A 235-nucleotide genomic window follows, 5' to 3' on the forward strand; every position below is an offset into this window, starting at 1 on the left:
GGCAATCGCCGCTTCGAACTGGGCGACGAGGGCGGTCTGCTGGGCCAGTTGCATACCCGTGACGAGCCCATGCTGTTGCTGGATACGCAGACCCTCCAATATGCGGGTCGCGCTTAGGACGTCATTCTTGGCGTCCGCGATCTTGTCTTGCACCGCGCAGAGCTGGAAATAGGTCGCCGCCACGCTGCTCGTCACGCCGAGACGCACCACCGCAATCGAAAAGCGCGCCGCCTGG

Annotated in this window: 1 protein-coding gene; it reads right to left on the reverse strand. The window is 63.8% G+C overall.

The features are described 5' to 3' along the window. Window positions 1–235: hypothetical protein (locus RMT89_RS45490; protein ID WP_315889611.1), on the reverse strand; the 235-nt coding region annotated here is incomplete at both ends.

Source organism: Streptomyces sp. P17, assembly GCF_032436805.1.
In the GTDB taxonomy this organism is placed as follows: Bacteria; Actinomycetota; Actinomycetes; order Streptomycetales; family Streptomycetaceae; genus Streptomyces.